Here is a 24413-nt window from a genome sequence, read left to right as displayed (position 1 = left end):
TCAGCGACTGCGACGTTTAAGAGCGCGTCGGTACTCGCCGTAGGCGTCGGTGGGATCGAACGGTGCCGGGGCGCTGTTTTCGGTGTCCGCGTCACAGACGGGACAGGTAGAAGACAGGGAGTATACCGGGCGCTCGTGTCGGTCTCGCCACGCCGAACACACCCGAATATCCGACTTCATGTCTCGTTACTCGTCGTCGGTCCGTCGCTCTCGGTGGAACTCGCCTTCGCCACCGTGGCTCTCGATGGTGGTGACCGCGCGGTCCGCGCTCGCTTCGAGCTGGGATTCGGCGGTCTTGTAGTTCGGTGCCTTGACTTTGATCCGGTACTCCGGTGCACCGACGTAGCTCACCTCGAGATCGATCTCGTCGGGAATGTCGCCGTTGCCCTGTCCCGCTTCGAGCGCCTTGCGGATGCCGTCGACGCCGGATGGTGAGGGGTTCTCGAGGTCGACGTAGCCGGTGACGGTGACGTACGGTACCGAGACGTTTTCGCGAGCGGTTTCGACGATCGCATCGATCTCGTCGGCCGAGAGATCGGTGTCCGAAAGCGCCTCTTCGCCGTGGATCGCGGCCTGTTTGAACCCGTCGTATAGGCTGCCGTGGACGCCGATGAGTTCGGTAGCGATCGCGGTGTACTCTTCGTCGTCGATCTCTTCGCCAACGGCCAGGTCCATCCAGTTGTCGGCTTTTTGCTCGTTTTTCCACTGCTGGATTTTCTCCGAGCGCTGGTGGTCGTTGACGTCTTTGAGCGAGAGGTCGATCTGCTCGTGCCCTTCGTCGACGTCGAGGACTTTGCAGACGACGATCTGTCCCTCGCGCACGTGATCACGAACGTTCTTGATCCAGCCGCTCGCGACCTCGGAGATGTGGATCAACCCACGTTTGTCTTCGTACTCCTCGAGATCGACGAAGACGCCGAAGTCTTCGATTTCGTCGATCTTGCCGACGACGAGTTCGCCGGCGTCGGGCCAGCCGCTGAACTTCATCGTGACTCGACTGTCTCGATGATCTCGTGTTCGATCTCGGCTTTGCCTCCAGTCGGCCGTGCGAGGGTCGTTCCGCAGACGGCACAGGCGACCTCGGTCGACGCTTTGCCGAAGACGGTCTGTTCGTTCTCACAGTCACTGCAACGGACGCTGTAGAAATTTCCTGCCATGTGAATCACTCCTGGAACTCGAGTCGACCGGTTCGCCATCCTTCGCGGAGGTGGGCCTTCCCACACTCGCCGCAGCGGTACTTGAGGTCGGTCTTCTTGGTGGGTTTGTTACCGCCGGGGACCTTCGAGAAACGTCCAGCGTTACCGATCACGGCGGTGTTTCGACGCGTTCGGCGCGCGTCCCATTTCATTCCCGAGGAACGGCCCGTTCGGACCTTTTCGACTTCGTGCTCGTGGTGTTCGTGGCAGTGCGGACAGTACGTATTGAATCGGCGTGGCATCTGCATGGTTATCTCTTGGCGACGGCTAAGACAGCGCCGTTTAAAACCCGTTTGGTTCGCCGCCGAGACGATCGGACGATCAACGCCGGTCGATATCTGTGGCAACCGAAGACAGTCACCGGAGCGGACACGACGTACAACAGGTCATTAACGTACGGCAGTTGCAGGCCGCACTGAAACCAGCGGGAACGTTCTATCCAGAGATATGTCCCACCCAAGACTCAACCGACGCAAGTTCGTTGTCGCGGCAGGTACTGCAAGTGCGCTCGTTCTGGCCGGCTGTGCCGACGAGGGTCCCGGTGACGAAGATGATGACCCTGCGGCAGACGATCCCGACGACGATCCGATGGACGACGACGAGGACGAGAACGGACTCGAGGACGAAGACGACGATCCGATGGACGACGACGAGGACGAAGACGAGACCTATACACTTACGGTCACGGTTGAAGACGACGAAGCCGAACCCGTCGAGGGAGCGACCGTCACGCTCGAAGAAGACGGTGCAATGGACGATGACGAGGACGAGAACGGACTCGATGATGAAGACGACGGGATGGACGATGACGAGGACGAGAACGGACTCGATGATGAAGACGACGGGATGGACGACGACGAGGACGAGAACGGACTCGATGACGAAGACGAAGAGGAGTGGGAAGAAGAGACGGACGAGGACGGCCAGGTCGAGTTCGAAGACCTCGAGGACGGTGAGTACACGGCCCGCGCCGAGTACGAGGGCGACGAGGCCGAAGACGACGTCGAGATAGACGGCGATGACGAAGAACTCACCCTCACGCTCGGTGAAGAAGCCGAGACCGACGACGAAGCTGACGACGGCATGGGCGACGACGAGGACGAAGACGACGGGATCTAACCAGTTCCGCCGAAACGACGGCTCGATGCGTGCGACCTGTGGCACGTCAGTTCTGACGTGACCGCGAACCCGCTACGATCGGCGTGCATCGGTACGACAGACCGTCTGAACGTCGGTCAACGGCGATCCTTCGGAACCACCCCTTCGCTTTTTGGGTATCGAGACCCACCGACGAGTATGCGCGACGAAGCAGAGATCAGAGAACAGTACGAGTTCCTCGCAGAGAACCTAGAGAGCGAAGAGATGCGCCACGATGGCGTCAGGGAGATGTTCACGCACTATAAACGCGCGATCGGCTGGGTGCTCGAGGAAGAACACATCTAGTCTCGTTCTCGCCGACGGAGATCCGATATACACCGATCCTCGGTCGGGATCGTTCGATCGTTCTCCCGACCGAACATATCACGATTTCAGGTTGTGTCGTTACCTTTAAGTCGGACCAGCGAAACCTATCAGGTGACGCTTCGCTTGGAGGGCCGAAGCGTCAGCGGGGACCAATTCAGGGCGGCAAGCGATCGCGTGGCATTTTTCCGCCACGCGATTTGCTTTCCTGTTTACGATACTCACTGCTAGTTACATTTCTTCGGACGGCTAGTTCTGTCACTTCCGTCGCAGTATTATCCCGCGCAGAAATACACGCACAGTAAACATGAACTCCGCGTTAAAGGTGGATCGGTGACCGATCCATCATGGTCGTTATCATTTCGTGATCTGCGAATACCGTTCCCTCGTCGGTAATAGCCGCTCTTTCCGTCGTAACGACCCGATAGCCTTATTAAAATTCGACAGTAAGTACGGATGGTACTTTCCCAATGTACGATTTGACAGGATTTCAGCGTGACTTGCTTTACGTCATCGCTGGCGAGGAGGAACCGCACGGACTTGCCATCAAAGAGGAACTCGAACAATACTACGAAAAGGAGATCCATCACGGACGTCTCTATCCCAACCTCGATACGCTCGTCGACAAAGGCCTGGTCGAGAAAGGGACCAGAGATCGCCGGACGAACTTCTATACACTTACCCGCCGTGGCCGCCGAGAGCTCGAGGCTCGCCGGGAGTGGGAAGCACAGTACGTCGACCTCTAACGTCCGTCCGTTCGCAGAGCGTTCGAGCCGGCAGGCCGCTTATGTACGCGCGTATGGAAGCCTTTCGGCGTGAACGAGGCCGCACTGCAGATCGCGGACGCGCCACTCGATGAGTCCGTCGTCCGGATCGCTCTCGCCGGTGCACTCGGTCTGTTCCTCGGCCTCGAGCGCGAGTGGTCGCAGAAATCTGCCGGTATCCGAACCTTCTCGCTGATCAGTCTGCTCGCTGCCGTCTTTACCCTTCTGGCGCTCGAGACGGCTCTGGGGAACGGGCTGTTGATACTGGGTGGAGCGCTCGTGATCGTTCAAGGGGTTCTGCTCGCGATACGGGGGCTTGCCGGTGAGGGGGACGCCGGTCTCTCGTTGACGACGTCGGTCTCGATGCTCGTCGCGTACGGTATCGGCGCGCTCGTCGCCGCCGGATTCATCATCGAGGGAGTCACCGTCGCCGTCCTCTCGTCGCTCTTGCTCGTGTTGAAGCGCGAACTCCACGAGTTCGCGTGGGGGCTCTCTCGCGAAGAGATGCGTTCGACGATCGAGTTCGCTATCCTCGCGTTCGTCATCTATCCGCTGTTGCCGGCCGAGACCGAACTCCACCTCGGCGTCCTGACGATTCCGCTCGAGCCACAGATCATCTGGCTTATGGTCGTCGCAGTCGCGGGAATCGGTATCGTCAACTACGCCATCGTCTCGACGTACGGCGGTCGAGGGATCGCGATCACGGGGTTTTTCGGTGGACTCGCTTCGTCGACTGCCGTCGTCGGAACGATGCTCGATCACGTCCGACAGCGACCGGAGGCCGCGACCTATGCCGTCGCGGCGATCCTGCTCGCGAACGCCGCGATGGCCGCTCGCAATCTCGCGATCGCCGTCGGCTTTACCGTGGGAACCGGCACCGACATCCTTCTCGAGGCGGTCGTCCCGCTCGGGGCCGTCATCGTGATCGCGTTCGCCATCGCTGGCGCGATCGCCGACTGGGCGGAGTCCGGCCCGATGGAACTTCGAAGCCCGTTCTCGATGAAAAACGCGCTCGCCTTCGGTGCGGTGTTCCTCGTCGTCCTCGTCTTTGGCTCCCTCGCAGAAACCTGGTTCGGCACGCTCGGGTTCTACGCGACCGCCGTTGCCAGCGGCTTCGTCTCGAGTGCCGGTGCGACGACGTCCGCGGTCGTCCTCTACCGTGGCGGTCAGCTTGGTGCCGCCGAAGCGACGATCGCGATCCTCCTCGCAACGGTCTCGAGCATCGTCGTCAAAGCGATGCTTGCAGCGACGTCGACCAACGACGCCTTTCGAAATCAGGTGGCCGCCTACAGCGCGGTGTTGTTGCTCGGCGGCGGAGCGGCATCCGTGCTGATCGTCATCTGAAGGGAACAATCAGCGCCCGTATCAATCGTCCCGAAGCGATTCGACGTGATCGATCCGTCGCTGGACGAGGTCGGGTTTGCCGATATCGTGGCGCATGTGCAGTCCCTCGTCGCCAGCGACTTCGAGTGCGTCCTCCGCGATCACTTCGGCCTCGGTGATCGAGTCCGCGATGCCGACGACGGCGAACGAGCGCGAGGTCGTCGTGTAGATGCCGTCGCCCCGCTCGTCGACGCTGGCGTAGTAGAGCAGCGCATCACCCGCGCTCTCTTCGTCGACCCTCACTTTCGCTCCCGCTTTGGGATCCGTCGGATACCCCTCCGGCACGCCGTACTTACAGACCGTCGCCTGATCTGCGAACTCGAGTTCCGGTGGCCCCTCCCCGTCGCGGGCAGCGACCAGCACGTCGAGGAAGTCCGTCTCCAGTACCGGAAGCGTGTTCATCGCCTCGGGATCACCGAAGCGAGCGTTGAACTCGATCACTTTCGGTCCCTCGGCCGTGAGCATGAACTGGCCGTAGAGGATTCCACGATAGTCCTCGAGCGCGTCGACAGTCGCTTCGATGATCGAGACGGCTTCCTCGTAGTCCGATTCGGTCATAAACGGGAGGGAAACCGTCGCGTCCGAATAGCTCCCCATTCCGCCGGTGTTGGGCCCCTCGTCCCCCTCGTAGGCGCGTTTGTGATCCTGAACGGCGGGCGCGGTCTCGAACTCCCCGTTCGCGACGAACGCCTGAACGGTGAACTCCTCACCGATCAGTCGCTCCTCGAGGACGATCCGGTCGTATTCGGAGTCGCGAACGTACTCCGTTCCTTCTTCGGCCGTGACCTGGTCGCCGATGACTTTGACGCCTTTTCCGCCGGTAAGTCCAGCGGGTTTGATCGCGAGGTCGCCCTCGTAGTCGTCGATGAACGCACAGGCGGCCTCCATATCGTCGAACGTTTCGAAATCCGGACACCCCGGAACGTCGTTTTCCTCCATAAACCGTCGCTGGAACGCCTTGTCCGTCTCGATGCGTGCGTCCGCTTTTTTCGGTCCGAAGGCGTAGACGCCCGCGTCCTCGAGTGCGTCGGCAACGCCGGCCTCGAGCGGGGCTTCCGGCCCGATAACAGCAATCGTTGCACCCACGTCCTCGGCGTACTCGACGACCGCCGCTGGGTCCGTCGTCTCGAGCGATTTGAATCCCGTCGCGATCCGTGCGATACCGGGGTTTCGGTTGCCAGCACAGGCGTAGAGGTCGACCTCGTTGCCGTCGGCCTGCGTCCGACTGCTTGAGGCGCCTCGCGCCTCACTGTCCTCGAGCGCGCGGGCGATGGCGTGTTCGCGCCCGCCACCACCGATCAGGAGTACGGTCTCTCGCATGCTCGATATCGGAACGCACGAACCTGTAAGCGTTGCTCTTTCTTCGGACGGGATCTATACACGCTCGTGCATTCCAAGTACGACGTTCTCGGGTGACTGTGACGCTATCACCGACCTCCGTGGCCACCGTTTCCGTCGGCAGTGCGCAATACTCTTCAAGAGCCTGTGAAAATTGTGGACGCACGTTCAACGACAAGACCGGCACGATCTTCGCGCTAGTGCGACGGTGGCTCTCGCCGCATCGAGACATCTCGAAGGACAAACTCACCGCGTATCTCATACGGTCTACTGTAAGTCGTTACCGGAGCGACCGCGAGCCGTTCTGCGGTCGCTCCGGTAAAAAGTCACAGCAAACCGTATGAAAGGGACAGCGAAGACCTGAGGTTGGCAGACACGGGTCGCTGCGATTATTCCCATCGATGTAGCGCCACTTCTGTCGTCGTCTTCGTGAGATCTCGATCACCGATCAACAGTTCATCGCCGCTCATAGCGGTGCTTGAGAGCGAAGATATACTGAAAATTCTGATTTAGACCCTTCTTTCAAAATCGCACGAAGGAACCGGTTCAAGGACGTATTGTAGCCGTTATCAAATTACCAATTATCAATACTGAAAGCCATAGCTGATAGTTATTTTTCCATCAAAATATACTAACGAGTAGTTATATATACCGTGGTTACACTGGTAAGAATCAGCACCAAACAAAGCGGCAGCAAGGGTGCGCCGGGTTGTGGTTGGATCCCCCATCCCCAGGCGCTACGTGAGTCATTCACGTCATTAGGCATAACCTTTCTGACCGTCTGCGGGTGCTGGATATACAATGAACGGTAAGCAAATCCGCAATAAACTAGTGGGTAGCGAAGAAGAACGGGCAGTATCTCCGGTCATCGGAGTTATACTCATGGTGGCAATCACTGTGATTTTGGCCGCAGTGATCGCTGCATTCGTTCTCGATCTTGGCGGCAGTGTCGGCCAGGAAGCACAGGCTGGTGTGTCAATGGAAGTTGACAATAATGATGGTGAAGTTCAAGTCGAAGTTAGCTCAATTGGTAATTCTGACCACGTCGAAATAGGTGGAGATGCAGATTTTGATGAGAATTTGAATGTGGGTGATGTGCAGGTCTTAAACAATTCAGAACATGACCTTGGTACAAACGGAACAGTTACTGCAATTGCAGTTATAAACGAAAGCGACACTCGAACGCAAGTCGCAAGTGAAAGTTACGACTTCAGCGAATAGATAGACATCGTTCTATTTTCGATTCGAACAGCCGTACACACGTGTAACCGACTATGATAGAAACCGTCCAAGAGTCAAATCGTGCCGTTTCATCCGTTGTCGGAATCATCCTTGTCGTTGCCATAACTGTCATCCTCGCTGCAGTCGTTGCTGGGATAGTCTACGACGTTGGGGAATCCGTCAATGAGGAGGTTCAGGCCGGTGTGTCGATCACCGTCGAGCACGACCCACAATACATTGACATCCAGGTGACGACACTGGGATCCGCCGAATACGTCAATATAACTGGTGATCCATTCAATCACCTCGAGGGTGGCAGTTCGCTCGAGGAAGAGGACTTCCAGGAACTCGAGGTGGGAGAATCGCTTCGAATCAGCGAGAACGATCTCGAGTCTGATGGTGAATCAGGAACCGTTGCAGCCGTTGCTGTCGGCGGTGATCGGGAGACGCTCGTGACGAGTCAAGAGTACGACTTCACGTAGAAGATCCAGTCACGGAGTTCGTGGTTCTGGATCCCCTCTGGAGACTGCGACCGCTGTGGATTCCGTGTGAATCTGCAAGTCGCGTCGTTGAACGAGGAAGCCCCCACCTCAACAAGCGAGGGGTGAGCAACCCCGAGCGCGGTAGGTGGGGGTAGTTCACGTTCTCGTTGGCGGTCAACTCCCGCTGGTGCATACATCGAGAATGTCGTATGCATTCGTAGCAACCCCGCACAGGAGATCGATGAAGGGATGAATCCCGAAAGTCGGACCGTTGATCTACGGCCAGTGTAGGAGAACGGTGTGATGCGATAGATGGCAAATCTACAGATTGAGGACGTATTAGTATTTCATCACAAATAACGTATCGACAACGTAAACGGTTCTGAGGCAGCCTTAATACGGCCTGTGGCGTATCACTCTCTGGCGGTTTAAATGTCAGAAGAGATAATAAAATCGGAATCGACTACGGAGCATCTACACGTGCTCGGCGCGACGATTACCATTACAGCCGACAGCGACGACACGGATGGGGAGTTTTCTGTCAAGAACATGCTCGCGCCACCGGGATTCGAGAATGGGTTGCACACCCACGAACCGGCCGAGGTCTTCCACGTCATCGACGGTGAGATGTTGCTTTACGTCGATGGCGAGACGCAGTACCTCAAACCGGGAATGACCGGATACGTCTCCGCGGGCGAGCGCCACGGTATGCGCGTCGAAGGAGACGAGGTGCTGCGCGTGCTCATCGTCATGTCGCCGGCGGGGGCCGAGGACTTTTTCCGGGCCGTCGGTGAACCGGCCGCCGATCGTAACCTGCCCGAGCCCCGAGAAGTGACTAACGCAGATCTCGAAGCGATCTTTGCAACCGGTGAGGAACACGGCTTCGAATTCTTCGGCCCACTCCCGGCCGACGAATAAGTCGGTCGTGGCGGCAGGTACTTCGTCGTCGTTGCGACGATCACCAGCACGACGAAGAACTCACAGTGGACACCCTCGAGCGCGACGTGTTTCGCGAGCACACTCATCGGTTTGCTGTGACTTTTCACCGGGGCGACCGCAGGACGGCTCGCGGTCGCCCCGGTAACGACTTACAGTAGACCGTATCAGGGCAAAGACGGCGGGTTGCTGGAACAGACGCATCGCACCGTTCACACTCGTCGGGTTCGACGAGGCTCCCCATCGCGAAACCCCTTCGTTTCCGCTCGAGTTCTCAGATTGTGAGAACGGACGATCAGGGCTCGGTTGTAGTGACTGGTCAGCGTCAGATCCACTGGGCGCGAAGTTTCCGGCTTTCTTCTTTTGTACTCTCAGATTCTGACTACAGTATGGCAACGAAACCAAACTTCGAATGTCCCGTTTGTCACCAGGAGATCGCGGTGGGGGAGCAGCTTGTGGATCATCTACACCACAACCACTCGAAGGACACGCTGGCGGAGTTTGTCGCCACTGAAGCGGTGGCCATGGAAGAAGAGATCTCTGAGTGAGTTTCGTTGTTTCAACGACGCGCGAGTGATTTACCGCTCACGAGACTCGCCTCCGTGTCGTCCCTCCGACGTCTCCGGGTCCGGAATCGGAACCTCGAGTCCGGCGGCAGACCCTCGCTTAGTCGGGCGTATCTGCTGCACTCGCCACAGCGATAGGCGCGGTCGCGATCGTCACCGAAGACGCGCGCGAACTGTTGGTAACGTGGGCTCCACAGTGACGACATGCCGATCGGTCGACCGGTGTCCAGGGTGGAGAACTCACTCAGACCACCCCGCAGAACAGCCGCTACGTGTCAGCAGATGCTGGGAGGGGAGTGTATCCAGTGGGCCGGCGCAGATGTCGAACAGATGCGAGACGGTCGCGCTCACTGCGTTCGCGCGCTGCGACTCGCGTGTTCGAATCTGCACCTCTTCACGATTCGCCCGCATTCGTGACTCGTCGCTACGCTCCTCGTCAATAGAATGCGGGACGAATAGTGGGCCGGCGCAGATTCGAACTGCGGTTACGGCCACCCGAAGGCCGAAGGATACCAAGCTACCCCACCGGCCCGCACTCGGACCGTGCGCTTCCATCGAGGTTAACGCTTCCGGATGCTATCAGTGTCTGATGCGAAACGATAGGTGATCGCCACCACCGATCCGTCGCGTCCACGATCTGGGAGGCAGGTCGACTCGTGTACTGGTTATTCGTGACCGTCTGTCGACTGCAACGGCGAGCCGAGACGAACTACATCCGTTCGTATCCGTCGGTATCGAGGTAGTGATGAGAGACCGTGATCGCCTGGTCGGCGTGCAACAACTGCGGTCCCAGCCGAATCCGTCGGTCGACCCACGAATCGAGGAGTCGCTGTTCGCTGGCGGTGAAATCCTGATGGTCCGAGAGAACGAAGATCGGCTCCTCCAGAGGATCTGCGTCGGATATGGGATCTCCGTCTTCGTGGAGTTGTATTACGGGTCCATCGCTGGCGATGGCTTCGAGCGTGTCCTCGAGCCCCCGTCGGTAGAGTTCGACACCGGGGCTTGGCTCGGCTGGAAGTGAACCTATCGCTTCGTCGCGGTGTTCGAGTGCGTTTTTGACGAGGGCAGCCGTACTCCGTTCGTCGGGATTGAGCCGCCGGAGGTCGTGTCCGTCGAACGTGATGGTGAGTTCGTCGCGGACGACGAGGTGAACTCGAACGTCGGTGCGGATGCCGTGGGAAGTGACGAACGCGGCGGTAATCGACCGACTGAGTGCATCGAGCCGTCCGGCACCACCCGCGAGATCGTCGAGAGAGAACTCCGGATCGGTCGGGACGTCGTGACCGATGAGAACGAACTGGCGCATACGTCAACCAGCGTCCCGATCGGGATAGCAGCCACGGTTTGACTTATGTGCGACCTGGACGCGAGTGCGTCGACCGAGCGCTCTACATGCATAGGCATGCTCAATCGTTACCTCCGTATGCAAACCAGTAACGGCATGTCACAATCACGGTCCGACCAGCATCACGAACGGGTACTTGTGGCTCTCGAGGGACGGCCCTGTCCGTCCTGTCACGACGGTAAGCTCGAGCGGAGTACGTACAAGGAAAACAGGGCGGCCGTCTGTGACTGCTGTGGGACGCCCCAGGCACAGGTGTGGTTCGATCCGTAGTTGTACACCGCTTTCACCGTCGGACGACGGAACTGCCGCTACGGAGGATCGTTCAGCGCCGTCGTCGATTACCGCAACTGAGCGTCGGTAACTCGGATCGATCCGCGCGTTCCGTCCCACTCCGGCTCGTACTCGAGATCGATCCGTCGGGACATATGCGGCGCGTCGACCACCAGCGTCTCAAACTCGCCGCCTTCTCCGAGCACGTGGACGCCGTAGTCCTCGTGGAGCGACTCGAGTTCTGTGAGGGCATCGCGGTCGAACGTTCGACCCAGCCAGGACTCGTCGAGTCCGCGTGCGGCGACCTGAACGATCACGATCTCGAAGCCGGCCTCGAGCATCGACTCGGCGAGCGTTCGCGGATCCCGTTGCCAGAGCGGGGCGAACAGCTCACAATCGAGTCGATTACACATGCCTTCGATCCGGTTCGTCTGGTACTCGCTCTCGACGGCACCGGCGGTGACGCCCGCGAGCCCGCCCTCGAGTTCGCGGTCGAGGTCCGTGAGGGCAGCTTCGAGGGGTTCGAGTTCGTCGTCACCCTGGACGCTCGAATCCGTTGCTGACCCGGCCTCGAGATCGCCGGGGTGGACGTCGAGCAGGTCTATTCCGATACTCTCGGCAGCGAGGGTTGCGAGGTCCGTCGCGGGGACGTGATACATGTACGACTCGTCCGTCGGATGAACGGTGACGAGCCGTCGGACATCGAAGCCCGTTTCGAGAGCGCGATAGAGCGCCCACGAGGAGTCCTTCCCGCCGGAAAAGAGGCTCACCCACGCGCCATCACCGTCTGCATCGCTCATGGTGGACGCACCAGCCACACGAGTAAATGGATGACGGGTCGAGTCCGTCACGAACTCGAGTCGGGGTTCGGGTCGGAGTCGGACCCGTGGCTCGGATCGGAGACCGGCTCGTGACGACTGCCGGCAGCTCGGTCCGGTTCTCCATCGTCCCGTCGCGGACCGCCGTCGGTCACCTCGGATTCTGCGTTCGAGCGACCTGTCGACTCCGATTGCATTCCGTCGTCGGGTTCTGCGTCGACGTTGGCGGAGCTGAAATACATCGCGATACGAGCGCCGACGATGCTCACGACGATCGCCGTAACCACGTAGAGCGCCAGCCGTTCCCCGCCGGTCACGACGAAGCTATCGATCGAGAGAACGCCCTGCTCGATCGCCGGAACGACGACCGGTTCGATGAGTCCCTGTTGCTCGAGGAAATACGCGCTAAAGCCCCGAACGACCATTCCCACCGCGAGAACCGCGAACGGGAGGTTCAGAAACGAACTCCGGATCGGCTCCTCGCTGATCGTCTCGTCGAGGAGTCGCCCGGCACTCGCGGTGAGTGCGGCCACTGCGAGCCACGGAACGCTGTCGAACGTGAACTGAACGATGGGAATCACGACGCCGGGGGTCTCCTCGAGACTCGAAACGCCGAGTGCACCCGCAAAGAGGCCGACGAACGTCAGGCCCGCAGCGACGACGTAGGTGACGACCGACACCTGTCCCGAGTACAGCGACTCGCGCACCTGGTGGGCGACGCCGGTCATGATCTCGTCGATATTGAAGCCTTTGTAGAGCAAGAACAGTCCGATGACGGTGGTGATCGCGGCTGCACCCTCTGCGGCACCGATCCGCATCGCGAGGACCGGGAAGACGAGCAGCGTCAGACCGAGTGGAACGAGAACGGTTTGCCGGAGTTCTTCGTCCGCGAGGAACTGTTTCAGCAGGTAGTACGTCGACTCGATGTCCCGTGCCTGTCGGACGACGACGCGATCGACGGAGTCGACCTGGACCCGACTCTCGACGATGGGGACCAGCCGTTCGTCCTCCGCGCTGTCGATAACGACGACAGCCGAATCCGGGTCGTGTGCCGCGATTAGATCGTCGAGCTGGCGAGCGACCGCCCTGTCGGCGGAGACCATCGACTCACGGTCGCCCGAGACGACCGCGACGACGGCGTCTTCGTCCTCGTCGCGAAGGTCCTGAGCGACGCGGAGCGTTTCGAGCAGCGAATTGACTCCCGAGTCCTCCGGGTCTGCGAGCCCGATATCGGTCACGAGCGCTCGAACCGCCTCCCAGCCGACGATCGGTGACCGGAGGCCGGTCTTGCGGCCCACGTCGTCGGTCCGGTCGAGGCAGACGACCAGCGTTGTCACGGTATCCGTTCCATGCTGTGTGACGATAAAACCACTCACTCGTTCGGTACGATCCGACGTGGGGGTGCAATCCGACGTCGGGTGCGCTTCGGCGTGGGATCCGATTTGGCGTGGGATGCAGCCCTACGTTCGCAGTCGGAACCTGTCCTCACTGATTACGCCAGCGAGGCCCGCCCCGAACGCGTAGGCGATCCCGCGTGCACCCATACCGACGCGAGCCATCAACGGCCGTTCCGGTTCGAACTCCTCGACGGTCACCTCATCTCGCTCGAGGCGCTGTGCGAGCTCTCCCTCGAGGTCGCGACGAGTGCCGAGTTCGTCGACCAGTTCCATCTCGTGAGCCGTCTGGCCGAGATAGATTCGGGCTTCGGTGTCGCGGACGAACTCCGGTTCGAGGTCGCGACCGTCGCTGACGCGTTCGACGAATGTCTCGTAGTAGTCGTCGATCAGTCCCTGGAGGTACGCTCGTTCGTCCTCCTCGAGTTCCTTTAGCGGGGTTCCGGCGTCCTTGTACTCCCCGGCAGCGAACCGTTCGTAAGAGAGTCCGACCTTCTCCGCGAGGTCGCTCGCGTTCACCCGAGAACCGATGACGCCGATCGAGCCGACGATCGATCCCTCCCTGGCCCAGAGTTCGTCGCAACCGCTTGCGATCCAGTAGCCGCCGCTCGCACAGACGTCGGTCGTGTAGGCTACAGTCGGCCCGTCGAAGCGCTCGGCCGCGAGCCTGATGTCGTCGCTCGGGACGACCTCGCCGCCCGGCGTGTTCAGCTTCACCAGGAGTGCGCGGACGTTGTCGTCCTCGTCGGCCCGGTCGATCTGTTCGACGATATCGTCGGCCGGCGTCGAACCCGGGCTCGAGGGAAATCGTCCGCCGCCGTCACGCGTGATCGGTCCCTCGACGGCGACCTCAGCCACGTCGTAGCCGGGAAACAGCGACGCGGCGATGGAGCCGGCGATCCTGACGCCGACGAGTATCACCACCAGCGCGAACGCCACGCCGAGCAGGTCCGCCAGCGTTTCGGGATAGAGAACGAACAGCCCGACTCCGATCACGGCGAACGCAGCCGTCGCCAGACCGAGGACCGCGAGCCGTTCGATTCCGGTCGTGCTACCCATCGTGTGTACCTCGAGTCATAGCGGATTCTGGGTCGGCCGGCCTGTTAAAGTATCGTCGTCTCCGACGACAGTCGGATCGTCGACGGTGCATTCGCTCTTCGGTGCCACCATCGACGCGTCGCCATCGAGCCGGTGCTCGAGCTATACGATCACCTAACTGGCGGACAACGCCGGCCACAAAACGGACGGAAGACGAACCGAGCGGCCGCTCTAGAGTAGTCCCGTCTTCTGGAGCTTCATCAGGTCCTCGGTGTCGAGGGTCTCGCCCTCCTTGAACTTCTGATAAATCTCCTCGGCTTCCTCTTTGGCCTCCTCTTTCTTTTTGTCGCGTGCGGACTTGCGCTCTTTTTCTTCTTCCTTGTCGAGTTCTCGCAGACGCTTCTGGACGCGGACGAAGTCCTCGTGGTGCTGGTCTGCGGCCTCCTGGGCTTCGACGAACTGCTCGTGCATGTCGTCGGCCTCATCACGGATGTCGTCGGCCTCGCGGTAGGCCTCGATCATCTGGTTGTGATGTTCCTGGGCCTTGTCAGCGAGTTCCGTCACCTTCTGGTGGTGTTTGGACGCCTCGGACCGAACCTCCTCGGCTTCTTCGACGAGTCCCTCGAGGTCGCTGTTCTGGTCGAGTTTCTGTTTGCGCTCTTCGTACTCCTCGCGCTTTCCCTCGATCTTCTCGATCAGTTCTTTTTCCTCCTCGCTCGAGAGGACCTCGGTCTGCTGTTTGAACTCGAGTTGTTCGATCTCGTCTTCGAGTTCCTCGAGATCTTTCCCCTCGTCGAGTTCCATATCCGATTTGAGCTTTTCGACCTTGTCGAACAGCTCGTTGGCCTCGGCGTTGAGCTCGTTTCGGCTCTCTTTGTGCTCTTGGACCTGCTCGTTGAGCTCGTCGCGTTTTTCTCGGTGCTCTTGAGCCTCGTCGACCTTCTCGCGCGTCTTCGCGTTGAGGTCGTCGCGGCTGGATGCTCGCGAGGATGCCATCTGGTTGAGCTCGTTTCGCCGGTCTCGCAGTTGACCGGCCATCTTGATGAGCTGCCCTTTCGATTTGTTTTCGAGGTCGTCTTCCGTCAGTTCGATGTTTTTCGATTCGTCTACCATGTGTTGTTCAAACCTCTGTGCCATACCCGCACCGGAGCGGGACTACGGGTGGGCAACGCGGCACAGCTGCTGTGTGTGCCGGCGCCGTCCGTCAAAAGCGGTCGCTTGCGATCTGCGAAACCTCGGTGAATAAGATTTCCTGTCATCGATCGTCGAGCGATACGCGCCCCGGTGGCGTTCTGGTACCTGTGACTACTGTCGCTTGTAATTTAAATGTACCGATCCAGAGAACCGTGAAAACAGTTAGCAGGGGCCTCGTCCCTCGTGTTGGACACTGTCATGGACGACGAACGGCCATATAAATGTCGGCGGAGTCACGGTCGGGAGCCGACACGACGACGCCGACGTGAATACACCTCAAAAGAGGTTCTCGAGTCGGTCGTCGGTGAGGTCGTCGATAGTGTCGGTCGCTTCCGACTGCTGGGTCTTGTTCGCCTCGCGAGCGCGGTCCATGAACGCCGAGATTCGCTCGGAGCGTTCGGCACCGCCGAGGAGAACGAGCGCGCCGAGCCGTTCGCTCTCGAGCGGGAAGTCCCCGCCGCGGACCTGCATGCTCTCGGTTTCGTCTTCGAGCCATCGTCGGGCTTTCTCGACGCCCTTTCGTGGGATTCGATCCGGCTGTCCGGCGATCACCAGCAGTGCCGAGTCGGCCGCGGTCGCGTCGGGCATACTGGCTCCGGTCAACAGCGCCTGCCTCGCGACGGTCATGACGGTTCTGATGTTTTCGCTGCTGTCCTCGCTTGCGACCTCGCTCGCGTAGCCGAGCACCGAGACGCCGCCGGACCGAAGCGTGTTGATGATCTCACTCGAATCGACGACGCTCTCCCCGACGCCGTCGATGATTTCGCCGGAGGCGAACAACAGTCCCACCCGCTGGGCGATCTTGTCGTTGATCGTCTCGAAGGCATCCTCGACGCTTTCGCCCTGTTCGTGCCAGGCGTCGTTGTCGATCAACAGCGTCGAGTCGGCTTCCCGGAGGAGCGTCTTGAGCGACCGGCCAGCGTTTGCCTGATAGAGCGCACCCTCGTTGCGGCCGGGTAGGATTCCGAGCGCATAGACCGGGACGTCGTACACCTGCTGGAGGTTGTGGACGAGGACCGGGGCTCCACCGCTGCCCGTCCCACCGCCGAGTCCGGCCACGACGACGATCGCGTCCGAACGGGAGGTGATGCGACCGTCCAGGGCGCCGAGTACCTCCTGGACGTCCGATTGCATGATTTCGGATCCGAGTTCGTTGTCACCGCCGACGCCGTGACCGTTGACGCGGTCGGCACCAATTAACTGCGTGTCGACGAACTCGATCGACTGGAGGTCCGGTTTCGCGGAGTTTAGGGCCAGGGCACCCTGAACGGCCTCGAACCCCATGTTCGCGTCGAACCGGGTGAGGCGCTCAGTGACTTTCCCACCGGCCTGACCGATTCCGATCAGGGCGACTTTCATATATAGAACGTCATGCGTATGGGGGAAGTTGAACGTTCCGATTAGTGAAATTTGGCACACTGATGAGACGTCCAAAACCAACGGGCTGTCGGCCGACACGACCGTCCGAACAGGATGGTAACCCACTTGAAGCCGAACGCTGTCAGTTCCGGTATGTTCCACGAACAGCGGATGTCCGTCCCCGACTCGCCCGACGGCCTGCGAGCGGAGTACGACGCGGACCTCCAGGCGGCGCTCGAGCGGGATGATCCGTCGGCCGCTGGCGATGCGATCGACGTCGACCGGACGGATATCGAGGCGCTTTCGGCGGGCGAGTCGCCCGATCTGTCGCTCGAGGAGGCAGCCGAGATCCAGTCGCTGGCGGAGGGAACGGCGGATCCGGAGACGATCGTGACGATGGCGTGTGAACACCTGTTGTTGGGGATGTCGACCGCCGTCCTCGACGTCGACGCGGTCGAGAGCGAACTCGACCTCGAGCTGGACGCAAAGGAGATTCAACAGAAGATCGAGCGACGCGCGCCGATGTCGTTCGATGAGTTCGTCCACATTCAGTACGTGATCGTCGACAGCGTGCCGTGACGATCGTCCGCCGTGACGATTCCGTATCGAGTCTCGAGAGCGGTGATATTATGCTCTCCGGGTGTCGAAATACCGCCTATGAAGATCGCGATACTGGGCTGTGGATACGTCGGGCTCGAGTTGGGTCGACAGCTCGTCGAACGCGGCCACGACGCGATCGGCGTCCGGCGTTCGGGCGACGGCGTTCGACGGCTCGAGGATGCCGGACTCGAGGCCGTTCAGGCCGACGTAACCGACGGTGATGATCTCGCAGCCGTTCCGGACGTCGACGCGATCGTCTTCGCCGCGAGCAGCGGGGGACGGGGAGCCGGCGCTGCGCGAGCCGTGTACGTCGAGGGGCTCCGGACGGCGATCGACGCCTTCGGCGCGCGCGACGATCCGCCCGGGCGACTCGTCTACACCTCCTCGACGGGCGTCCACGGCGATCACGGCGGCGACTGGGTCGACGAGGAGACGCCGGTCGAGCCGACGACCGAGAAGACGGCTGTGCTCGCCGAGGCCGAACGCATCGCCCTCGAGTATCCGCCCGAGTACGCATTTGAGGGAACGGTCGCACGGTATGCGGGCCTGTACGGGCCGGGTAGGTATCGCCTCGAGCGTTATCTCGAGGGGCCGGTCACCGAGGGCTATCTGAACATGGTTCACCGGGACGACGCCGCCGGCGCGGTTCGGTTCCTGCTCTCTGCGGATCTCGCACGCGGCGAAGTCGTTCAGATCGTCGACGACGAACCGGCCCAGAAGTGGGCGTTCGCGGATTGGTTGGCCGACCAGTGTGGACTCGACGCGCCGCCCAAGCGGACGAAAGCGGATCGGCTTGCCGAGGAGGATCTCTCGGAGCCGGCTCGTCGACGGATCCTGACGAGCAAGCGCTGTTCGAACCAAAAACTGCGGACGCTCGGCTACGAGTATTCCTATCCGACCTTCCGCGAGGGCTACCGCGACGCGATCGAGGCGTACTCGAGCTAGCCGGACCAGCTCGGAAAGAGGGGAAAATTCTTGGTTATTCGATCTGAGTGTGCGGTATGAACGATCCGAGCACCTCGACACGGCAGGTGCTCTCGCTGGGGGAACGCTCTCTCGAGGCGGGGACCTCGTCGTTCGAGGCCGGCGTCGATACCCTCCAGTCGCTCGATCCCCTCGTTCTGTCGTTGTTGATTCTCGCGATCGTGGCCGTCCTGCTCGGAGGCTGGTGGCTCGTTCGGTGGTTTCGTCGGCCAGCCGGCGTTCGCCTCCAGCGTCTGCTCTCTTCGTACGACGAAGTTGCGGTGTTGATGCATCCCAACCCGGACCCCGATGCGATGGCGTGTGCGATGGGCGTGGCCGCGATTGCCGACTCGGTCGACACCGAGACGACGCTGCAGTATTCCGGCGAAATCCGCCACCAGGAAAACCGTGCGTTCCGGACCGTCCTCGAACTCGATCTCGAGAACGTGGAGTCGAGTTCGGAGCTCGCCGCCGACGCGGTCGTTCTGGTCGACCACAACACGGCGCGTGGGTTCACGGGCGCACAGACGATCGAACCGGTCGCGGTCGTCGACCACCATCCCGGAAACGGCACCGGCACGAAATTCACCGACGTTCGGACGGAGTACGGTGCCGCTTCGACGATCTTCGTCGAGTACGTCGGCGAGATCGGTGCGACGAAAGTCACCGACGACGAGGACACGGGGAGCGGGCTCACCCTCTCACCCGAACTCGCGACCGGTCTCCTGTACGGTATTCAGGCGGATACGAACCATCTCACGAACGGCTGTTCGAACGCCGAGTTCGACGCCGCCGCGTACCTCTTCGACGCGATCGACGAGGATCTTCTCGAACGAATCGCGAACCCGCAAGTCAGCGACGACGTCCTACAGATCAAGGCAACCGCGATCACGGAAAAGCGGGTCGAGGGCTCCTTTGCGATCTGTGACGTCGGACTGATCTCGAACGTCGATGCCATCCCACAGGCCGCGGACGAACTGATGCACCTCGAGGGAGTCACCGCGGTCGTCGTATACGGCGAGAGCGACGGCACGATTCACCTTTCGGGTCGCTCGCGGGACGATCGCGTCCACATGGGCGAGACGCTTCGTCACGCCGTCAGCGACATCCCGATGGCGAACGCGGGAGGGCACGCTCGAATGGGCGGCGGACAGCTCTCGGTCGATCACATGCGGGGAATCGGTCCCTCGGACGGAATCGACAGGACCGAGTTCGAAGAACGGCTCTTCTCGGCACTTTCGGGCGAACGGTAGTTTCTCGAGTGAGCGGGAGTCGTTACCGGATCTCCTTCCACTCGAGATCGCAGTCCGGACAGCTTCTGACGGTCTTGATCTCGTTGGGGTCGTTTTCGGTCTTCAACGGCTGGTCGCACTCTCCGCAGACGAGCCTGTCGTAGGTGTCCTTGTCGAGTTCGCCTTCGCGTAGTGCCTTCCGGACGGATTTCATGTTCGGTCTGTAAGAAGGACGGGGAGAAAAAGACCGGGGCTTTATAACAGAATTATTTCTATATAGTACAATCACGTTCGACGATAGTTTTCGGTCGAGCTGTCGATCCGTCTGATTCGCCGGAGTCGTGGCCGTTTTATCCGTTCGGTCGAACAGTGTACCGATGGAGTACGTCCAGGAGCGAATCGCGACGCTCCACGATCTGGACGGGAATGCGACCCAGACCGCCGTGGACGGCCGCCTCGAGCGCACCGTCGCCAGAACGGCCGTCGTCGTCCCGATGACTGCCCGGGAACACGAGAGTCCGGCCGCCACAGCCGTGCTCTCGGAACTCGAGCACCTCGGTCTCGCGGCGGTCTTCGTTCCCGTTCGAGCGCCGGTCGATCGAATCGGACCGATTCGAGAGTGGCTCGAATCGTTCGATCTTCCGATGCGAGTCCTGTGGTGTAACGCGCCGACCGTCGAGACGATGCTCGCTGATGTCGGACTCTCGAACGGGTTCGGTAAGGGTCGGGACGTCTGGCTCGCGCTCGGGCCGGCCGCGACTGCGGCGGAGTTCGTCGTCGTTCACGACGCGGATGCCCGCAGCTACGAACGGGGTCACGTCCACCGTCTGCTCGCGCCGCTGACGATGGGATTCGAGTTTTCGAAGGGGTACTACGCCCGGATCGAGGAGGAACGACTCTACGGGCGGCTGTTCCGACTGTTCTACGAACCGCTCATCGGCGCGCTCGCGACCGATCACGACGCGGCGATTCTGGACTATCTCGGGGCGTTTCGGTACGCACTGGCCGGCGAGTTCGCCGTGACGGGAACGCTGGCCCAGCGGCTTCGTCCGCCACGAGCCTGGGGACTCGAGGTCGGAACGCTCGGCGACGCCTTCGATCACGCCGGGTTCGTGGGGACCGCACAGGTCGATCTCGGTCGACACGTCCACGACCACCGCGCGGTCGCCGGAGAAACCGGACTCGAGGGGATGAGCCGCGAAGTCGCCGCCTCGTTGCTTCGCGTCCTCGAGGAACGCGGCGTCGAGCCGACCTACGAGACGCTTCCGGAGCGCTACTGTGCGGTCGGTGATCGGCTGATCGAGCAGTACCACGCCGACGCGGCGTTCAACGGACTCGAGTACGATCCGGCCGGAGAACGGGACCAACTCGCCCGGTATGCGGAGTCGATCGCACCGCCGGGTCTGGATCGACGGCTTCCACCGTGGACGGACGCGCCGGTCGATCCGGACGCGGTGCTTCGGACGACGCGCCCCTGGCTCGAGGAAGAAGCCAGCTTCTGATAGTCGTGGTAGGAAAGACGTCGGTTTCTGATACTCGTAACGGGGTGGTGTCGATTCGTCCAGCGGGGCCGTTCGACGGGCCGACCGGAGCGCCCTATCAATCTTTATCAGCGAACCACCCGTTGGAACGCGTATGGACGTGACCGCCGACGAACTGGCCGGCGTCGTCGATCTCTTCGGCGGGCTGACCCGCTCCGAACTCGAGCGGGCGCTCTCGGAGGCCGCGTTCCGCGCGGACGGGACGTCGGTCGACGAGGCCGCCGTCGAGGCGGCGGTCGAGGATGCACTGGAATCGTTCGCGCTCGTGAGCGACGACCGGGAGGGGAAACCCCTGTTGGTCGCCGGTCCAACGGCGTTTCCGACCGTTCCGGACCACGCAGAGGACGTCCCCCACATTCTCGACGTCGACCGGCGTCGACTGGACCGCGAGGCGCTCGGTGAGTCGACGCGCAGGCGGTTTTCGGAGGCGCTCGAGGCGGCGATCGAAGACGAGGACGACGATCGGCTGCGTCAGTTGCTCGACGTCACCTACGACGTCGAGGCCTGGGCACCGATCGACCTGACCGACGAACGAACGCGTCTGGAGGCCGAACTCGACTGAGATGTCGCTCCTGAGCCTGGATCCGATCGCCGCTTACGCGCCCACGGCGATCGACGATCAGCCCTACGACGCCGCCGTCCTCGCCCCGATCGTCGACCGCGACGGTGAGGACCACCTCCTGTTTACCAGACGGGCCGACCACCTCGGGGAGCATCCCGGTCAGATGAGCTTTCCCGGCGGCGGTGCCGAGCGCGTCGACGAGTCGATCCTCGAGACGGCTCTGAGGGAGGCGGACGAGGAGATCGGTCTCGATCGATCGGAGGTCGACGTCGTCGGACAACTCGACGACATTCGGACGGTGACGGAGTACGCGGTTACGCCGTTCGTGGCACGGGTACCCGACCGGACGTATGAACGCGACGACTACGAGGTCGCTGAGATCGTCCTCCTCTCGGTGTCGGCGCTGCTCGACCCGGAGAACTACGAGTACGAGCGACGTGACCATCCCTACTACGGCGACATCGTCATCCACTACTTCCACGTCGACGGCTACACGGTCTGGGGTGCAACGGGTCGAATACTCGTCCAGTTGCTCGAGTTGGCGACGCCGTTCGAAGCGCCCGAGCGGGTCGACCGCTCGACGCTGTGACCACGGTGTCGGAACCGACCACCCAGACGTAAGTAACGTCCACCCCTACGTGCGACTATGATATCGAGCCTCCGTGGCGCAACGAATCGCGGATCGGTCGCTCGCGTTCGTCTCAGTTCCGATCCCTGTGTGAGTAACCGTGACTGAGGACGGTGGAGTTTCGGACGGAGCGAGAGAGCACCTCGCCGCCGACACGGACACCGCTGTCGAAGGCGATTCCAGCCTCACGGTTGCCGTCATCGGTGCCGGTGCCGTCGGAACGACCGCTGCGTACGCGCTGGCACGCGCTGGTGCGGACGTGACGCTGTACGATCGCGGATCGGTCGCAAGCGGTGCGAGCGGACGCGCGGCCGGGATCTGTTACGATGCCTTCGCTGACTCGCTCGAGGCGACGCTGGCGGCCGAATCGATCGAGCGGTTTCGTGCGCTTTCGGGCGAGGAGACGTTTCCGTTCGTCGAGTGCCCGTACGTCTGGTTCGCACGCGAGGGGGACGACGATCGCATCGATGCCGTCCGCAGGCAGGTACGACGGATGCAAGAAAACGGCGTCGTGGTTCTCGAGGTCGACGGTTCGGCGCTCGGAGAGCGGTTCCCGTCGCTTCGAACCGACGACATCGCCGTGGCCGGGATCGCGGGCGCGGCGGGGTATACCGATCCGGCCCGGTACACGGATTGTATGGCCGCCGCGGCGACCGGTGCCGGGGCACGCCTCGAGGCCGAGACGGACGTCGCGGTTCGGACTACGCCTCCGCGGGTTGTCCTCGAGAACGGGGCAGGCCGGGAGTTCGACGCCGTCCTCGTCGCAGCGGGCGCACGGACGAAGCGGTTGCTCGCCGATGCGGGCGTCTCGATCGCCATGAAGCCCTACCGGGTGCAGGCGCTGATCGGATCCGGTGACTTCGAGGAACCCATGTGGTACGACGCGACCGACGAGTGCTACGCTAGGCCACATCTCGACGGCCTTCTCGCCGGTAACGGAGCCGAACACCGGGAGGCCGATCCGGCGCGCTACGACCGCGACGCGGATCCCGAATTCGCCGCGACTCTCGAAACGCGGATTCGACACCGGCTGCCGGACGTCGAACTCGGACTCGAGCGCGCGTGGGCCGGCCTCTGTACGGCCACGCCGGATCGAGACCCGCTCGTGGGTCGGCTGCGTGAGGGGGTGTACGTCGCAACCGGATTCCAGGGACACGGCTTCATGCGCGCCCCGGCGATCGGGGAGCGAATCGCTCGAGAGATCAGCGGCGGCTCCGGAATAGACGCCTACGACCCGACCCGATTCGCCGGTGACGAGGAGTTCGACGTGACGGAGGGCACGACGCTGACGTTCGAGGAGTAGTACGTCGAATCGGTCGGCTCGGACGGCGATGCGTGAACGCGATTCGCCTCAGTCCTCGACGGCGAGTTCGCCCGGTTCAGCGGGATCGGGGACGACGTCGTCGTCGGACGCGTCCGACTCGAGATCGTCCGTCGCCGTTCCGCCTTCGTCACTCGAGTCGGCGCTGTCTTTCGGAATCTCGATGCGAACCGTTCCGCTTTCGGAAAGGGTTGCCATCCCCGTGTCCGGGTCGACGATCGCGTCCGCCGGGAGATCGACTTCGCCCTCGAGGGTCATTCCGCGGCCGGGAAATCGCATGTCGAATCCCTCGCGGAACTCGCGAAATCGGTCGAATCGAACCCTGATCGTTCCGTCGACGTATCTGACCTGTACGTCGTCCGGTTCGGTACCCGGAGCGTCGAAGACGACGAGATAGGAGCTCTCGTCCTCGAGGACGTCAACCGGTAGATGACGGTGAGTTTGAATCCGTCCGTTCGTTCGACCGACCTGCCGGTACAGCGTCTCTGCGACGGACGTTCTGAGATCGTTCAGGTTCACCTGCGACCACCTACGGCGACACACCCAGTTCTCGCCGCGGGGCGACGGCACGCAGGGACCTGTGAATGCACACGGAGCATGTCTAGATAAAGAGCTACGATCGCCACGTTCTTATTGATTGTGATCTGCGGAAATTAACGTCAGACGAGAAGCCGTCGCCGTCTGCCTGTTCGCGATCGCTAGCACCATCAGCTAGCGGTTTGACCATAGCTGACGATCATGCTTCACATTTCGGACGGGCCGGGCCGCGATCCTGGCAGGACGGACTGTCATCGAGCAGAA

The 24413-nt window shown here is 61.5% G+C and carries 29 protein-coding genes, 1 tRNA gene and 2 pseudogenes; 17 read left to right on the top strand and 15 right to left on the bottom strand.

The window, feature by feature from the left end:
• From EA462_RS11175 to EA462_RS11160, 4 genes are read right to left on the bottom strand one after another with little or no spacing between them, the layout of a single operon-like run.
• Positions 1-180 (bottom strand): RNA-protein complex protein Nop10, encoded by a 180-nt coding sequence (locus tag EA462_RS11175; protein WP_124178657.1) that lies wholly within the window; start codon positions 178-180, stop codon positions 1-3.
• A gap of 6 nt (positions 181-186) precedes the next feature.
• Positions 187-987 carry a translation initiation factor IF-2 subunit alpha gene (locus EA462_RS11170; RefSeq protein WP_124178656.1) on the bottom strand — a complete coding sequence of 267 codons (801 nt, stop codon included), beginning with the start codon at positions 985-987 and terminating at the stop codon, positions 187-189.
• Positions 984-1157 carry a 30S ribosomal protein S27e gene (locus tag EA462_RS11165; RefSeq protein WP_124178655.1) on the bottom strand — a complete coding sequence of 58 codons (174 nt, stop codon included), beginning with the start codon at positions 1155-1157 and terminating at the stop codon, positions 984-986. Before EA462_RS11165 ends, EA462_RS11170 begins: the two co-directional genes overlap by 4 nt.
• A gap of 5 nt (positions 1158-1162) precedes the next feature.
• On the bottom strand, positions 1163-1444 hold the full coding sequence (locus tag EA462_RS11160; protein WP_124178654.1) for a 50S ribosomal protein L44e: 282 nt from the start codon (positions 1442-1444) through the stop codon (positions 1163-1165).
• Between the two features lie 199 nt (positions 1445-1643).
• Between EA462_RS11160 and EA462_RS11155 the strand changes: the two genes are divergently transcribed.
• The 4 genes from EA462_RS11155 (at position 1644) to EA462_RS11145 (ending at position 4765) form a co-directional block, all read left to right on the top strand.
• Positions 1644-2315 (top strand): hypothetical protein, encoded by a 672-nt coding sequence (locus EA462_RS11155; RefSeq protein WP_124178653.1) that lies wholly within the window; start codon positions 1644-1646, stop codon positions 2313-2315.
• A 177-nt stretch (positions 2316-2492) separates the two neighbouring features.
• Complete coding sequence (locus EA462_RS17315; RefSeq protein ID WP_165872052.1) at positions 2493-2639, top strand: hypothetical protein; 147 nt, start codon at positions 2493-2495, stop codon at positions 2637-2639.
• A gap of 488 nt (positions 2640-3127) precedes the next feature.
• The gene (locus EA462_RS11150) at positions 3128-3403 is read left to right on the top strand and encodes a PadR family transcriptional regulator (protein WP_124178652.1); all 276 of its coding nucleotides are present in this window, start codon (positions 3128-3130) and stop codon (positions 3401-3403) included.
• 69 nt (positions 3404-3472) lie between these two features.
• Positions 3473-4765, top strand: coding sequence for an MgtC/SapB family protein (locus EA462_RS11145; RefSeq protein ID WP_124178651.1), 1293 nt, complete (start codon positions 3473-3475; stop codon positions 4763-4765).
• A 21-nt stretch (positions 4766-4786) separates the two neighbouring features.
• Here the strand turns inward: EA462_RS11145 and purD are convergent, their stop codons facing one another.
• Positions 4787-6124 (bottom strand): phosphoribosylamine--glycine ligase, encoded by a 1338-nt coding sequence (purD, locus tag EA462_RS11140; RefSeq protein ID WP_124178650.1) that lies wholly within the window; start codon positions 6122-6124, stop codon positions 4787-4789.
• A 125-nt stretch (positions 6125-6249) separates the two neighbouring features.
• Here purD and EA462_RS17890 point away from each other — a divergent pair.
• From EA462_RS17890 to EA462_RS17310, 5 genes and pseudogenes are all read left to right on the top strand, one after another.
• A pseudogene (locus EA462_RS17890) lies at positions 6250-6357 on the top strand (IS1595 family transposase); the annotation flags it as partial.
• 586 nt (positions 6358-6943) lie between these two features.
• Positions 6944-7363 (top strand): type IV pilin, encoded by a 420-nt coding sequence (locus EA462_RS11130; RefSeq protein WP_124178648.1) that lies wholly within the window; start codon positions 6944-6946, stop codon positions 7361-7363.
• 53 nt (positions 7364-7416) lie between these two features.
• Positions 7417-7845, top strand: a complete 429-nt coding sequence (locus EA462_RS11125; RefSeq protein ID WP_124178647.1) for a type IV pilin — start codon at positions 7417-7419, stop codon at positions 7843-7845.
• A gap of 432 nt (positions 7846-8277) precedes the next feature.
• Positions 8278-8763 carry a cupin domain-containing protein gene (locus EA462_RS11120; RefSeq protein WP_124178646.1) on the top strand — a complete coding sequence of 162 codons (486 nt, stop codon included), beginning with the start codon at positions 8278-8280 and terminating at the stop codon, positions 8761-8763.
• A gap of 407 nt (positions 8764-9170) precedes the next feature.
• Complete coding sequence (locus EA462_RS17310; RefSeq protein WP_165872051.1) at positions 9171-9329, top strand: hypothetical protein; 159 nt, start codon at positions 9171-9173, stop codon at positions 9327-9329.
• Between the two features lie 30 nt (positions 9330-9359).
• On the opposite strand, the pseudogene EA462_RS17565 reads toward EA462_RS17310, so the two are convergent.
• The 3 genes and pseudogenes from EA462_RS17565 to trmY all read right to left on the bottom strand — a co-directional run bounded on the left by EA462_RS17565 (position 9360) and on the right by trmY (position 10653).
• Positions 9360-9591 (bottom strand): annotated as a pseudogene (locus EA462_RS17565) (DUF7563 family protein).
• 215 nt (positions 9592-9806) lie between these two features.
• Positions 9807-9879 (bottom strand) — tRNA-Pro (locus tag EA462_RS11110).
• Positions 9880-10056: 177 nt separating this feature from the next.
• Positions 10057-10653, bottom strand: coding sequence for a tRNA (pseudouridine(54)-N(1))-methyltransferase TrmY (gene trmY, locus EA462_RS11105; RefSeq protein ID WP_124178645.1), 597 nt, complete (start codon positions 10651-10653; stop codon positions 10057-10059).
• A 135-nt stretch (positions 10654-10788) separates the two neighbouring features.
• Here trmY and EA462_RS17305 point away from each other — a divergent pair, with 135 nt between their 5' ends.
• Positions 10789-10962, top strand: coding sequence for an HVO_A0556 family zinc finger protein (locus EA462_RS17305; protein WP_165872050.1), 174 nt, complete (start codon positions 10789-10791; stop codon positions 10960-10962).
• Between the two features lie 68 nt (positions 10963-11030).
• Here the strand turns inward: EA462_RS17305 and EA462_RS11100 are convergent, their stop codons facing one another.
• The 5 genes from EA462_RS11100 to EA462_RS11080 all read right to left on the bottom strand — a co-directional run bounded on the left by EA462_RS11100 (position 11031) and on the right by EA462_RS11080 (position 16765).
• Positions 11031-11762: a diphthine--ammonia ligase gene (locus tag EA462_RS11100; protein ID WP_124178644.1), complete on the bottom strand. Its 732-nt coding sequence runs from the start codon at positions 11760-11762 to the stop codon at positions 11031-11033.
• A 47-nt stretch (positions 11763-11809) separates the two neighbouring features.
• On the bottom strand, positions 11810-13117 hold the full coding sequence (locus EA462_RS11095; protein WP_124178643.1) for a DUF373 family protein: 1308 nt from the start codon (positions 13115-13117) through the stop codon (positions 11810-11812).
• Positions 13118-13240: 123 nt separating this feature from the next.
• Positions 13241-14233 carry a signal peptide peptidase SppA gene (gene sppA, locus EA462_RS11090; protein WP_124178642.1) on the bottom strand — a complete coding sequence of 331 codons (993 nt, stop codon included), beginning with the start codon at positions 14231-14233 and terminating at the stop codon, positions 13241-13243.
• A 210-nt stretch (positions 14234-14443) separates the two neighbouring features.
• Entirely contained in the window at positions 14444-15349 is a 906-nt protein-coding gene (locus EA462_RS11085) for a coiled-coil protein (RefSeq protein ID WP_449289207.1), read from the bottom strand.
• 333 nt (positions 15350-15682) lie between these two features.
• Positions 15683-16765 (bottom strand): tubulin/FtsZ family protein, encoded by a 1083-nt coding sequence (locus EA462_RS11080; RefSeq protein ID WP_124178640.1) that lies wholly within the window; start codon positions 16763-16765, stop codon positions 15683-15685.
• Positions 16766-16918: 153 nt separating this feature from the next.
• On the opposite strand from EA462_RS11080, the gene EA462_RS11075 reads away from it, so the two are divergent.
• The 3 genes from EA462_RS11075 to EA462_RS11065 all read left to right on the top strand — a co-directional run bounded on the left by EA462_RS11075 (position 16919) and on the right by EA462_RS11065 (position 19581).
• The gene (locus tag EA462_RS11075) at positions 16919-17344 is read left to right on the top strand and encodes a DUF5791 family protein (protein ID WP_124178639.1); all 426 of its coding nucleotides are present in this window, start codon (positions 16919-16921) and stop codon (positions 17342-17344) included.
• A 78-nt stretch (positions 17345-17422) separates the two neighbouring features.
• Positions 17423-18310 carry an SDR family oxidoreductase gene (locus tag EA462_RS11070; RefSeq protein WP_124178638.1) on the top strand — a complete coding sequence of 296 codons (888 nt, stop codon included), beginning with the start codon at positions 17423-17425 and terminating at the stop codon, positions 18308-18310.
• A 56-nt stretch (positions 18311-18366) separates the two neighbouring features.
• Positions 18367-19581, top strand: coding sequence for a DHH family phosphoesterase (locus EA462_RS11065; RefSeq protein ID WP_124178637.1), 1215 nt, complete (start codon positions 18367-18369; stop codon positions 19579-19581).
• A gap of 22 nt (positions 19582-19603) precedes the next feature.
• On the opposite strand, the gene EA462_RS17300 is transcribed toward EA462_RS11065, so the two are convergent.
• Complete coding sequence (locus EA462_RS17300; protein ID WP_165872049.1) at positions 19604-19774, bottom strand: HVO_0758 family zinc finger protein; 171 nt, start codon at positions 19772-19774, stop codon at positions 19604-19606.
• 163 nt (positions 19775-19937) lie between these two features.
• Here EA462_RS17300 and EA462_RS11060 point away from each other — a divergent pair, with 163 nt between their 5' ends.
• From EA462_RS11060 to EA462_RS11045, 4 genes are all read left to right on the top strand, one after another.
• The gene (locus tag EA462_RS11060; protein WP_124178636.1) at positions 19938-21062 is read left to right on the top strand and encodes a glycosyl transferase family 2; all 1125 of its coding nucleotides are present in this window, start codon (positions 19938-19940) and stop codon (positions 21060-21062) included.
• Positions 21063-21195: 133 nt separating this feature from the next.
• Positions 21196-21663, top strand: coding sequence for a DUF7109 family protein (locus EA462_RS11055; RefSeq protein ID WP_124178635.1), 468 nt, complete (start codon positions 21196-21198; stop codon positions 21661-21663).
• A gap of 1 nt (position 21664) precedes the next feature.
• The gene (locus tag EA462_RS11050) at positions 21665-22252 is read left to right on the top strand and encodes an NUDIX hydrolase (protein WP_124178634.1); all 588 of its coding nucleotides are present in this window, start codon (positions 21665-21667) and stop codon (positions 22250-22252) included.
• A 139-nt stretch (positions 22253-22391) separates the two neighbouring features.
• Positions 22392-23594 carry an NAD(P)/FAD-dependent oxidoreductase gene (locus tag EA462_RS11045; RefSeq protein ID WP_124178633.1) on the top strand — a complete coding sequence of 401 codons (1203 nt, stop codon included), beginning with the start codon at positions 22392-22394 and terminating at the stop codon, positions 23592-23594.
• Between the two features lie 48 nt (positions 23595-23642).
• Here EA462_RS11045 and EA462_RS11040 read toward each other — a convergent pair whose 3' ends face one another.
• On the bottom strand, positions 23643-24131 hold the full coding sequence (locus EA462_RS11040; RefSeq protein WP_124178632.1) for an Hsp20/alpha crystallin family protein: 489 nt from the start codon (positions 24129-24131) through the stop codon (positions 23643-23645).
• Positions 24132-24413: the final 282 nt, after the last annotated feature.

The sequence above is a fragment of the Natrarchaeobius halalkaliphilus genome (assembly GCF_003841485.1).
GTDB classification, from domain to species: domain Archaea; phylum Halobacteriota; class Halobacteria; order Halobacteriales; family Natrialbaceae; genus Natrarchaeobius; species Natrarchaeobius halalkaliphilus.
The sequence above is the reverse complement of the archived record's forward strand: the minus strand, read 5'-3'. Positions and strand labels throughout refer to the sequence as shown.

Excerpts from the sequence above, each read along its gene's own strand:
- EA462_RS11075 (WP_124178639.1), top strand. The coding sequence starts at position 16,919 with ATGTTCCACGAACAGCGGATGTCCGTCCCCGACTCGCCCGACGGCCTG.
- EA462_RS11170 (WP_124178656.1), bottom strand. The coding sequence starts at position 987 with ATGAAGTTCAGCGGCTGGCCCGACGCCGGCGAACTCGTCGTCGGCAAG.
- EA462_RS11125 (WP_124178647.1), top strand. The coding sequence starts at position 7,417 with ATGATAGAAACCGTCCAAGAGTCAAATCGTGCCGTTTCATCCGTTGTC.
- EA462_RS11155 (WP_124178653.1), top strand. The coding sequence starts at position 1,644 with ATGTCCCACCCAAGACTCAACCGACGCAAGTTCGTTGTCGCGGCAGGT.
- EA462_RS17310 (WP_165872051.1), top strand. The coding sequence starts at position 9,171 with ATGGCAACGAAACCAAACTTCGAATGTCCCGTTTGTCACCAGGAGATC.
- EA462_RS11085 (WP_449289207.1), bottom strand. The coding sequence starts at position 15,349 with ATGGCACAGAGGTTTGAACAACACATGGTAGACGAATCGAAAAACATC.
- EA462_RS11150 (WP_124178652.1), top strand. The coding sequence starts at position 3,128 with ATGTACGATTTGACAGGATTTCAGCGTGACTTGCTTTACGTCATCGCT.
- EA462_RS11055 (WP_124178635.1), top strand. The coding sequence starts at position 21,196 with ATGGACGTGACCGCCGACGAACTGGCCGGCGTCGTCGATCTCTTCGGC.
- EA462_RS11065 (WP_124178637.1), top strand. The coding sequence starts at position 18,367 with ATGAACGATCCGAGCACCTCGACACGGCAGGTGCTCTCGCTGGGGGAA.
- sppA (WP_124178642.1), bottom strand. The coding sequence starts at position 14,233 with ATGGGTAGCACGACCGGAATCGAACGGCTCGCGGTCCTCGGTCTGGCG.
- EA462_RS11080 (WP_124178640.1), bottom strand. The coding sequence starts at position 16,765 with ATGAAAGTCGCCCTGATCGGAATCGGTCAGGCCGGTGGGAAAGTCACT.
- trmY (WP_124178645.1), bottom strand. The coding sequence starts at position 10,653 with ATGCGCCAGTTCGTTCTCATCGGTCACGACGTCCCGACCGATCCGGAG.
- EA462_RS17315 (WP_165872052.1), top strand. The coding sequence starts at position 2,493 with ATGCGCGACGAAGCAGAGATCAGAGAACAGTACGAGTTCCTCGCAGAG.
- EA462_RS17300 (WP_165872049.1), bottom strand. The coding sequence starts at position 19,774 with ATGAAATCCGTCCGGAAGGCACTACGCGAAGGCGAACTCGACAAGGAC.
- EA462_RS11160 (WP_124178654.1), bottom strand. The coding sequence starts at position 1,444 with ATGCAGATGCCACGCCGATTCAATACGTACTGTCCGCACTGCCACGAA.
- purD (WP_124178650.1), bottom strand. The coding sequence starts at position 6,124 with ATGCGAGAGACCGTACTCCTGATCGGTGGTGGCGGGCGCGAACACGCC.
- EA462_RS11175 (WP_124178657.1), bottom strand. The coding sequence starts at position 180 with ATGAAGTCGGATATTCGGGTGTGTTCGGCGTGGCGAGACCGACACGAG.
- EA462_RS11100 (WP_124178644.1), bottom strand. The coding sequence starts at position 11,762 with ATGAGCGATGCAGACGGTGATGGCGCGTGGGTGAGCCTCTTTTCCGGC.
- EA462_RS11120 (WP_124178646.1), top strand. The coding sequence starts at position 8,278 with ATGTCAGAAGAGATAATAAAATCGGAATCGACTACGGAGCATCTACAC.
- EA462_RS17305 (WP_165872050.1), top strand. The coding sequence starts at position 10,789 with ATGTCACAATCACGGTCCGACCAGCATCACGAACGGGTACTTGTGGCT.
- EA462_RS11165 (WP_124178655.1), bottom strand. The coding sequence starts at position 1,157 with ATGGCAGGAAATTTCTACAGCGTCCGTTGCAGTGACTGTGAGAACGAA.
- EA462_RS11060 (WP_124178636.1), top strand. The coding sequence starts at position 19,938 with ATGGAGTACGTCCAGGAGCGAATCGCGACGCTCCACGATCTGGACGGG.
- EA462_RS11050 (WP_124178634.1), top strand. The coding sequence starts at position 21,665 with ATGTCGCTCCTGAGCCTGGATCCGATCGCCGCTTACGCGCCCACGGCG.
- EA462_RS11130 (WP_124178648.1), top strand. The coding sequence starts at position 6,944 with ATGAACGGTAAGCAAATCCGCAATAAACTAGTGGGTAGCGAAGAAGAA.
- EA462_RS11070 (WP_124178638.1), top strand. The coding sequence starts at position 17,423 with ATGAAGATCGCGATACTGGGCTGTGGATACGTCGGGCTCGAGTTGGGT.